The organism is Streptomyces uncialis (assembly GCF_001905345.1).
Taxonomy (GTDB): Bacteria; Actinomycetota; Actinomycetes; order Streptomycetales; family Streptomycetaceae; genus Streptomyces; species Streptomyces uncialis.
The window spans coordinates 436,557-445,914 of record NZ_LFBV01000007.1 but is presented as its reverse complement, the minus strand read 5'-3'; the positions used below and the strand labels follow the sequence as shown (position 1 = coordinate 445,914).

Annotated in this window: 5 protein-coding genes; all 5 read left to right on the top strand. The window is 70.4% G+C overall.

The genetic code is table 11. The features are described 5' to 3' along the window. The first annotated feature begins 457 nt into the window (after positions 1–457). Positions 458–1,147 carry a hypothetical protein gene (locus tag AB852_RS26490; RefSeq protein WP_073792700.1) on the top strand — a complete coding sequence of 230 codons (690 nt, stop codon included), beginning with the start codon at positions 458–460 and terminating at the stop codon, positions 1,145–1,147. A 35-nt stretch (positions 1,148–1,182) separates the two neighbouring features. Continuing rightward, positions 1,183–3,846 carry a DEAD/DEAH box helicase gene (locus AB852_RS26485; protein WP_079184938.1) on the top strand — a complete coding sequence of 888 codons (2,664 nt, stop codon included), beginning with the start codon at positions 1,183–1,185 and terminating at the stop codon, positions 3,844–3,846. Between the two features lie 55 nt (positions 3,847–3,901). Further along, positions 3,902–6,253, top strand: a complete 2,352-nt coding sequence (locus tag AB852_RS26480) for a Helicase associated domain protein (RefSeq protein ID WP_073792744.1) — start codon at positions 3,902–3,904, stop codon at positions 6,251–6,253. Positions 6,254–6,355: 102 nt separating this feature from the next. Next, positions 6,356–7,210 carry a TnsA-like heteromeric transposase endonuclease subunit gene (locus AB852_RS26475; protein WP_073792743.1) on the top strand — a complete coding sequence of 285 codons (855 nt, stop codon included), beginning with the start codon at positions 6,356–6,358 and terminating at the stop codon, positions 7,208–7,210. 13 nt (positions 7,211–7,223) lie between these two features. After that, on the top strand, positions 7,224–9,347 hold the full coding sequence (locus AB852_RS26470) for a Mu transposase C-terminal domain-containing protein (protein ID WP_079184950.1): 2,124 nt from the start codon (positions 7,224–7,226) through the stop codon (positions 9,345–9,347). The last annotated feature ends 11 nt before the right edge of the window (positions 9,348–9,358 follow it).

Sequence of the window (9,358 nt, the reverse complement as noted above, 5' to 3'; positions counted from 1 at the left end):
CCCGCGGAGCGGGTACCACATCGCTGCGCGATGTGCAAGCGGGGCGGTCGCTCCGCTCCCTCCGCCCACGCGGAGCGTGGGCGCCTCCCTCCGCTGCGCTCCTGGAGGCAGTGGGGCCGGCCGCTGCGCGCCCGGATGGCCGCGCGGTGCGCGGCCGGGCCGATGGGGTCGGTGAGTGCAGGTAGTAGGGCCTCCAGTGCGGGAGTTGGGGGAGCGCGGGGCGCTCCCGGCGGGTCCGCTGCGCTCCCCCGCCTGACGGTCCTTCCGGCTGCGCCTCCAGAACCTTGGGGCCCGCTGGCGCGGGCCGGGCTGGCTACGAGGGGTGGCGGTCGCTCGTTCGCGTGAGTTCTAGTGTACCGCGTGCATCAGGTTGATGTGGCATGTACCGTTGGCGGAAACACGGGACACCCACCAACCACCGGGAACCTCCCCGGAATTCCGAGAGGAACGACCGCAGATGACCGGTCACCACGAATTTACCGGACCCGATCCCGCGCTGAGCAGCGATTCTGTGCGCCAGGTGACGCAGTACCAGACGGCGGGCCTGAACGCCCGGTTGAAGGTGTTCGCGCTCCTGGAGGCACAGGGCGTGCCCGCCAGCGAGGCGGACGACCTGGTGGCCGCGCTGGAGGCCGGAGCGGTCGCCGGGGCGCAGTGCCAGGTGGTGGAGCTGGGCGGCATGGCGCCGGCCTCTCGGGGCTCGCTGTTCGCAGACGGGTGGGATGACGGCGTGAGGGCCGTGAGCGAGGCCTTGGTGGGCATCGCGAACCGGGAGTGGTCCCGGCGCGGCGACCGGTCGGCCGGGGCCGCTGAACTGGCCGTGCCCATCGCGGACGTGAGGCAGCGTGAGCGGGCCGACCTGGTGCGGCTGGAGAGGTTCGTCCGGGAGGCCGTGCTGCCGGGCACTCACCCGCACACCACGGCGCGGCGCCGGGTGCTGGAGGCGCTGGGCGAGGCCGGCGGTCTGTGCACGGCCCGGACGCGGAACGCAGACGGGGACGTCGTGGTCTGCACGCTCGATGCCGGGCACTACGACCCGGACGACAAGCCGCCCTTCAAGGACGGAAAGCCGGGCGGCTGGCACAAGGCGGATGCGTCGATCTGGAACGACCTGAGCGCGGCCTGCACTCCGCACGCGGCCCTCTGAAAGGCCACAGGGATAAGAATCGGGGAGGGCTAGAAATGTTTTTGGTTCCACTCAAGGAACACCAGGTCGACCAGAAATTGAGCTTTCGTAGCTGGATTGGATTTCCTGCAAGATCGCCTGTTCCTCCGGAGGGGGCGCGTGCCATGGGGGTGTCCGCGACCGGGTCCGGTAAGACGATCACCACTGCTGCGTGCGCTCTGGAGTACTTCCCGGGCGGGCGGATTTTGGTGATGGTGCCCACGCTGGACCTGATCGTGCAGAGTGCCCAGTCCTGGCGGCGGGTCGGGCACCGGGCGCCGATGGTCGCGGTCTGCTCGGTGGACAAGGATGAGGTCTTGGAGCAGCTCGGAGTGCGCACCACCACCAACCCGATCCAGCTCGCCCTGTGGGCCGGGTCCGGGCCGGTGGTCGTGTTCGCTACGTACGCCTCGCTGGTGGACCGTGAGGACCCCGCCGATGTCACTGGCCGTCGGACTGTTCCTGGGCCGTTGGAATCGGCTCTGGCGGGCGGGGAGCGGCTGTACGGGCAGCGGATGGCTCCGTTCGACCTGGCCATTCTGGACGAGGGGCACATGACCGCGGGGGACATGGGCCGACCGTGGGCAGCGATCCACGACAACAGCCGCATCCCCGTCGACTTCCGGCTCTACCTGACCGCGACCCCGCGGATCCTCGCCGCGCCCCGGCCGCAGCGGGGCCGGGACGGGCGGGAGATGGTGATCGCATCGATGGAGGACGACTCCAGCACCTACGGCACTCGGATTTTCGATCTTGGGCTGGCGGAGGCGGTGGAACGCTCGATTCTTGCGGGGTTCGAGATCGACGTGCTGGAGATCCGCGACCCGGACCCGATCCTGGGCCTGTCCGAGGACGCCCTGCGCGGCCGACGCATGGCCCTGCTCCAAGCCGCGCTGCTCGAGCACGCGGCGCAGCAGAATCTGCACACCACCATGGTGTTCCACCAGCGGGTGGAGGCGGCGGCCGCGTTCGCCGAGCAGATGCCGCGCACGGCCGCTGAGCTGTATACCGCCGAGGCCTCCGCGGCGGCGCTGGTAGGTGCGGAGGAGCTGCCCGCGTCGTCGATCGATGCTGAGCTGTACGAGCTGGAGGAGGGCCGTCATGTGCCTCCGGACCGGGTATGGGCGGACTGGCTGTGCGGGGACCATCCCATCGCGCACCGGCGTGAGGTGATCCACCGGTTCGCCAACGGCATCAATGCCCGGAATCGGCGGGTGCACCGGGCGTTCCTTTCCTCGGTACGGGCGCTCGGGGTCGGGGTCGACATCACCGGACTGCGCGGGGTCGAGGCCGTGTGCATCGTCGGCTCGCGCAGCTCCCAGGTGGACGTCGTCCAGAACATCGGACGCGCTCTGCGCCCCAACCCGGACGGCACGACCAAGACCGCCCGGATCATCATCCCCGTCTTCCTCCAGGCCGGGGAGGACCCGAAGGACATGGTCGCCTCGGCCAGCTACCAGCCCCTGGTCGACATCCTCCAAGCCCTGCGCTCGCACTCGGAACGCATGGTCGACCAGCTCGCCTCCCGCGCCCTGACCCGCGGCACCGAACGGCGGCGCATCCACATCCGGCCCGCGGCCGGCCCGGAGAACGAGGACATGCCCGAGGAGACCAGCCAGGCGCAGCAGGAGGTCGACCGGGTCGCCTCCATCGTGGTCAACTTCGCCTCCCCCCGCGACGCCGCCGACATCGCCGCCCTGACCCGCTGCCGCGTCATCCGGCCCGAGTCACTGGTCTGGCTCGAGGGCTACCAGGCCCTGGTCCGCTGGCGTGCCGAGAACGAGGTCACGGGCCTGTACGCCGTGCCGTACGACACCGAGACCGCAGTCGGCGTGACGAAGGACTACCCCCTGGGCCGGTGGGTGCACCAGCAGCGCCGCGCGCAGCGCGCAGGTGAACTCGACCCCCACCGCAAAGAGCTCCTCGACGACGCCGGGATGGTGTGGGAACCCGGCGACGAAGCGTGGGAGAACAAACTCGCCGCACTCCGGTCCTACCAGCGGGCCACCGGGCACCTCGCACCCCGGCAAGACGCCGTCTGGGGCGAGGGCGAGGCGATGGTGCCCATCGGGCAGCACCTGGCGAACCTCCGGCGGAAGGGGCAGAAGAACGGTCTGGGCAACGACCCGGAGCGAGCAGCGGTGCGTGCCGCGCAGCTGGCGGCGATCGACCCGGACTGGAACTGCCCCTGGCCGCTGGACTGGCAACGCCACTACCGCGTCCTCTCCGACCTCGTCGACGCCGACGGCCACCTACCCCACATCCAGCCCGGCGTGCTCTTCGAGGGCGACGACATCGGACGATGGCTCACACGGCAAAGAGAAGCGAGCACCTGGACACAACTCTCTACCGAACAGCAGGAAAGGCTGACATCGCTGGGCGTGCAGCCCACTGAGGCCCCGTCTCCCGCCCCGACTGCAACGCCTGCAGCGAAGGGGCCGGGCAAAGCGCAGCAGGCGTTCCAGCGCGGGCTGGCGGCCCTCACCCAGTGGGTAGAGCGGGAGGGTGCCCACCGGCCGGTACCCCGTAGCCACACTGAGGAGATCGCGGTTGACGGCGAGACGGAGCCGGTGGTCGTCAAGCTAGGCGTGTGGGTATCGAACACCCGCGGGAGGCGCGACAAGCTCACCGCAGAGCAGCGCGACGCGCTACGGGGGCTCGGCATGGAATGGGCGGCGTAGAGGCAGGGGGAAGCCTGTGCCGGTCGCGCGTGCCGGTGAAACTGTGGAGTGCCAGGTGACGGATTCGTTTTCCCCGTGGCCGGTGGCCGGTGTCGTCCGGCTGGCCCCGCTGGCAGGTGAAACGACGATGTCCTTCGTGAACCGGCTGGCCGCTCGCTACAACGTCACCGTGACGGGCTTGTTGTCTGCGATGGCGGGCCCCGGCGTGCGTGGTGTCTGGGGAAAAGACTGTCTCGTCGGCGAGGTGTTCCTGGCGTCCGCAGTGCGGCGTCGGCTGGCCTCCCTCTGCCAGGTGCCGGAGTCGCATCTGTCCCGCGCGCTGCCTTCCTGGGATGAGGGCGCTGACGCGAAGGCGAACGGTGACCAGCCAAACGTGCGCTTCGCCTCCGGCAGCACGGTTCCTGCCGTCATGCTGGGATGTCGTCTGTGTACGGCGGCCCGGACAGGCGCTCCGTGTTCTGCTCGTCTGTACTCCGGCCTGCGTTCAAGGATCTGCGTCAGGCACCAGTGCTGGTCCCTCGACTCACTCGCGCTGGACAGAGTCACGCTGGTCGAAGGCCAGGTGGGCCTCGCCGGGGTACCGGAGGTGATCCGTGCGCACCAGCGCCTTCTGCCGCTGCTGCGCCGTAGGGGCTCGTGCGAGAACGCTTTTGCCGTGGCCCAGGCGGTCGTTGCCTCCTGGTGGGATGCGCGCTGGCGGGACGAGGTGCTCTGGCCGTCGCGTCTTGGCCGTGTCTGTGTCGATCTCCCCGAGGGTGAGGTAGCAGTGCTCACCCGGGACGTGGTGACGTATCCGGAGGCTGTCGCGGTCACGACGGTTCTTTCTGACCGGTTGTGGCGACAACGGGTCTTGGAGGACACGCGCGGTCAGATGCCGCACACGCTGGCCGAGGTTCCCCGTCTGCTGACCAAGCTGGCTCGCTGTCTGGGCCGACCGTGGCTGGTGGAGCAGCTTGCCTCCTCCAGCGCAGGAGCCTTGTTCGCCTGGGTGCGGGCGTGTGTGCGGCGGGAGCGCGGAGCAGTGCCCGAGGAAGACGTGTGGGCGGTTCCGGTCGCGCACCGGCCTCATGGGCTTGCGGCGCAGGTGCGGGAGCTGCGCCTCCAGCACGTCGGCAGTGCTCCGGTGGGAGGAATGCCGTCCCGTGCAGAGCAGGCGTACCAGGTCGGCTTGGCACACGCCCGTTCATACGCGGCGCGTCACGGGCATCTCGCTGTTCCCAAGTACAGCCGTCACGAGGGATTTGCTCTGGGGCCGTGGCTGGCCAATCAGAGAACCGGAGTAGCAGCGCTCCCCATAGAGCGGGCACAGGCGTTGCATCGCATCGATCCCTGGTGGAATGGTCCCTGGCCCATCTCCTGGCGACGGACGTACCACCGCGCCCTGGTACACGTGCAAAAGCATGGCCTCGTCGACGCCACGGCAGGATTCCCTGGCACCAGTCTCGCCTTGGGCGAGTGGCTCCATGAGCAGTGTTCCCGGTACGACGACCTCCACGTGGGCCAGCAACGCCTGCTCGCAGATCTCGGGATCCGGCCCGCGCACGCCCGCTCAGCACGCCCTCGCCGCAAAAGCCTGGCTCTGGCCTTCGCGACCGGCCTGGACTACGCCCGAGCCTTTGCCGCCGTCCACGGCCACCTCGCCACGTCCAAGAGCACGCGGCAGGACGGTTTTCCTCTTGGGCAATGGCTGATGAGCCAACGCAGCCGGGCCCGGATGGCGGAGAAGGAAACCGACCGGAGCCGTGCACTGTCCGCCATCGACCCGTGGTGGAACCCGCCATGGCCCTTGGCATGGCAACGCGCCTACCACCACGCCCGCAAGCAGTGCGGCAGCCATCAGCCTCTGGTGCCGAGGGATGGCTTCGCCGGGGTGGGGGCGTCTGCCGCGTCATGGCTGTACGCGCAGTGCGCCCTGTTCGAAGAGCTCCACCCCCGCCAGCAAGGTCTACTGCGGGAGATGGGCATCACCGCCGAGTCCGCACAAACGAGGCAGACCGCGCGGTACCGCCGCACCGGCGCTCGGATCGACTTCGCCGTGGGCTTGGCCCATGCCCGGGACTACGCCGGCGTTCACGGCCACCTGGCGCTGCCGCACCCCGTTCAGCACAACGGGTTCCCTCTGGGCAGGTGGCTCGCCAGCAAACGCGGAGAGGCCGGAGCGCACGCGCGCCGCACACCGGCTCCGTGGCCGGGCATGCAGGCCCTCGCTGCTCTGGATCCGTGGTGGTTTCCTCCGTGGGCGTTCGCCTGGCAGCGCGACTACCACCGTGTGCGTCTCCTGCTCATCGCCGGCCTCGAACCACCGCCCAAGCTGCGCTCCTGGATCAGTGAGCAGCTCGCTCAACGCCACGCCTTGTTGCCTGGCCAGCAGCGGCTCCTGCAGGAACTGAGAATCTTCCCGGTCTGACCACGGGTGCAGGAGCTCGGCGTCGCGCCCGCCGTTCACCCGTTCGGGTGGCGGATCCGGATCACGGCGTTCAGCAGCCCACCATGGGCTTGGCTGTTGAGCGTGGAGGGGCACGAGCACAGCAGGCAGGTGCAGCAGGCTGCCGCAGGGGGCGCCGGTGCGGGAATCGAAGCCGCGTTCGCCACGGCCGCCGGGCAGGTGACGCAGTTGCCGTGGGATCAGGCGGCCGCGTCGGTGCGGTTCGAGGACCTCGCGCCGGTATCCGCGTTTCCAATCGTTCCGGGCCGCCGGTGGGGGCCGGGCTGGTGGTGGTCCGCGACTACCGGACGGCACGTCGTACACGGTTCGGCAGCAATGCGCACCCAGCTGATGGTTCTGGACCGGGACCCGGACGTGACCGGCCTGTCCGCACGTCCGGTACGGCTGCTGTGGCGGGATCCCGACGAGCGGGTGCGCTCGTGGGTACCTCAGCTGTTTGCCCGGTACGCCGAGGGCACCGGCCTGCTCGCCGACTGCCCCTCCAGTCCGACCGCCGGGGCAGACAAGGCGCAGCGGGCGCGGATGGTCCTGGAGGCGGCGTGTGCCCGCGTGGGCTGGTCATATCGGCGCCTCGAGCCGCCTCCAGCGGTGGTGGCGGCGAACCTGCGATGGCTGGCCGGCTACCGCCACCCGCGCAATCAGGGCCCGCCCGGGCTGCGGGCCGCGTTGGCTGAGGCGTTCGCCGGGCCCCGGCCGCTGGCCGATGGCGCAGCCGCGGTGGGTGAGCCTCTGCACGTACTGCCGGCTGTCTATCACGCGCTGTGGTGCGGGCATCTGACAACGCCTCTTGATGAGCCGCTGCACGAGGAGACGCTGGTCTGCGCTGACGCAGAACATGGTGGTGGGAGCGTCGAAGAGCGTCTGGACGCCGGGGGCGGCCGAGGAAGGGGTGAGCTCAGTGGGCGGCACACAGGGTAAGAGCCAGCGGCCGGTGGTGGAGGTCGGCGCGCACGTCGCCTACCGGGGACAGACCTGGCAGGTCGCCGCTTTGCAGGGCCAGCGGGTCTACCTGCTGCAGGAGGACGGCGCGGAAATGAGCCTGCTGCTGGGGCGGTTGTTCGCCGATCCGGGCTTCGAAGTAGTGGGCGCATGCAAGCCGGACGCAGTGCCGCAATGGGGACTGTTCGAGACCGTTCCGGTAGCGGCCCAGCAGAGGGCGCTGGCCTGGCTGCCTCATATCCGGGAGGTGGAGACCGGGCTGCCGCACGCCCCGGGCAGCCACGACGGCCAGACGATGCGGCCGGAGTACGACCCCGAGCGGTGGACGCTGGCGCAGCGGGACGCGGCCAAGGCGAAGGAACTGGCGGCGCTTGGCTTCGCGCGGGTGACGCGTACGACGGTGGAGCGGATGCGGCACGCCTACCGCAAGCAGGGCTTGTGGGGGCTGGTCGACAAGCGTGCAGTGCCGGCCCGTGGGCGTCATCCGACGGGGTATGCCGACGAGCGGGTCGTGGCCGCTGTGCTGGAGGCGCTGCGGCGCCAGCGGGGCCGGTCGAAGGGGACGGTGAAGGGACTGCAGGTCCTGGTCGGGCAGATCCTGGAGGACACGCACGGGCGCGGGGTGGTGGAGATGCCGTCGCGGTCGACGTTCTACCGGCTGGTGAGCGTGCTGGCCGACCCGGCCGATCGTCCGGGGCGCCCGGCGCGTACCGCCACCGTACCCGCCCGAGCCTCGTCGGCAGCGCCGGTGGTGCTGCGGCCCGGGGAGCAGGTGCAGATCGACACCACCCGCCTGGACATCATGGCCGTCCTCGAGGACGGCAGCCTGGGCCGGCCGGAGCTGACGATCGCCGTCGACGTCGCCACCCGCTCCATCCTGGCCGCCGTCCTGCGCCCGCACAGCACCAAGGCCGTCGACGCCGCACTGCTCCTGGCCGAGATGGCTGTTCCGCATCCTGCCCGCCCCACCTGGCCCTCAGCGCTGCATCTGTCTCGGGCCGAAGTGCCCTATGAGCGGATGCTGTCGCTGGACGAACGACTGGAGGGCGCGGCCGCGCGGCCGGTGATTGTGCCCGAGACGATCGTCGTCGACCGCGGCAAGATCTACCTCTCGCAGGGCTTCGTCGCCGCCTGCGAGACACTCGGGGTGAGCGTGCAGCCGGCCCCGCCCCGTCGGCCGCAGGCCAAGGCCGTGGTGGAGCGGACCTTCGGCTCGATCAACGACCTGTTCTGCCAGCACGTCGCCGGCCACACCGGCTCCAGCCCCCAGCGCCGCGGCTTCGCGACGGCGGCCGAAGCACGGTGGACGGTCCCGCAGTTGCAGGACGTCCTCGACGAATGGATCACCTGCGGCTGGCAGAACCGGCCCCACGACGGACTGCGCCACCCCGTCCTGCCCAAAACCGCCCTCACCCCGAACCAGATGTGGGCCGCGCTGATCACCATCAGCGGCTACGTGCCGGTGCCGCTGAGCGGGGCCGACTACCTCGAACTGCTGCCCGTTCGCTGGCAGCCCGTCACCGAACGCGGCATCCGCCTCGACTACCGCACCTACAACCGTGACATCCTCGATCCCCACCGCGGCGAGCGCTCTCCCGTCGTGGCCAGGGACGGCAAGTGGGAGGTCCACTACAACCCCCATGACGCGCGCCAGATCTGGGTCCGTCTCACCGACGGACATCTCCACGAAATCCCGTGGATCCACCGCGACCACGTCCACCAGCCCTTCAACGACGCCATCTGGCGCCACGTCCAGGCCGAGGTCGAACTCCGCGGGGATCGCGAGCAGCACGAAGCCGACCTCGCCGACGCCCTCGACCAGCTCCTGCGCCGCACCCGCCACCCCGCCGAGACCGAGCAGAAAACCCGCCGTCGGAGGGCCTCCCGCTCCGGTACGGCAGCACAGTTGCCCGATCTTCCGGGCCAGCGGCGCCCACTCGACGCAGAGACCGCACCGGCCCCGGCACCGGACTGGAGCGAGAGCCTGGACGACCTCATCAGCGTCGACACCGCGACCGAGACCGGCACAAGCGAGCCGGAGGGCGCGAGCGGGCTGCAGGCCGAGGCAGGCGGGTACGGGCTGTGGGACGCCGAAGCGGAGGCCGAGCAGTGGTGAACGCCTCGCCG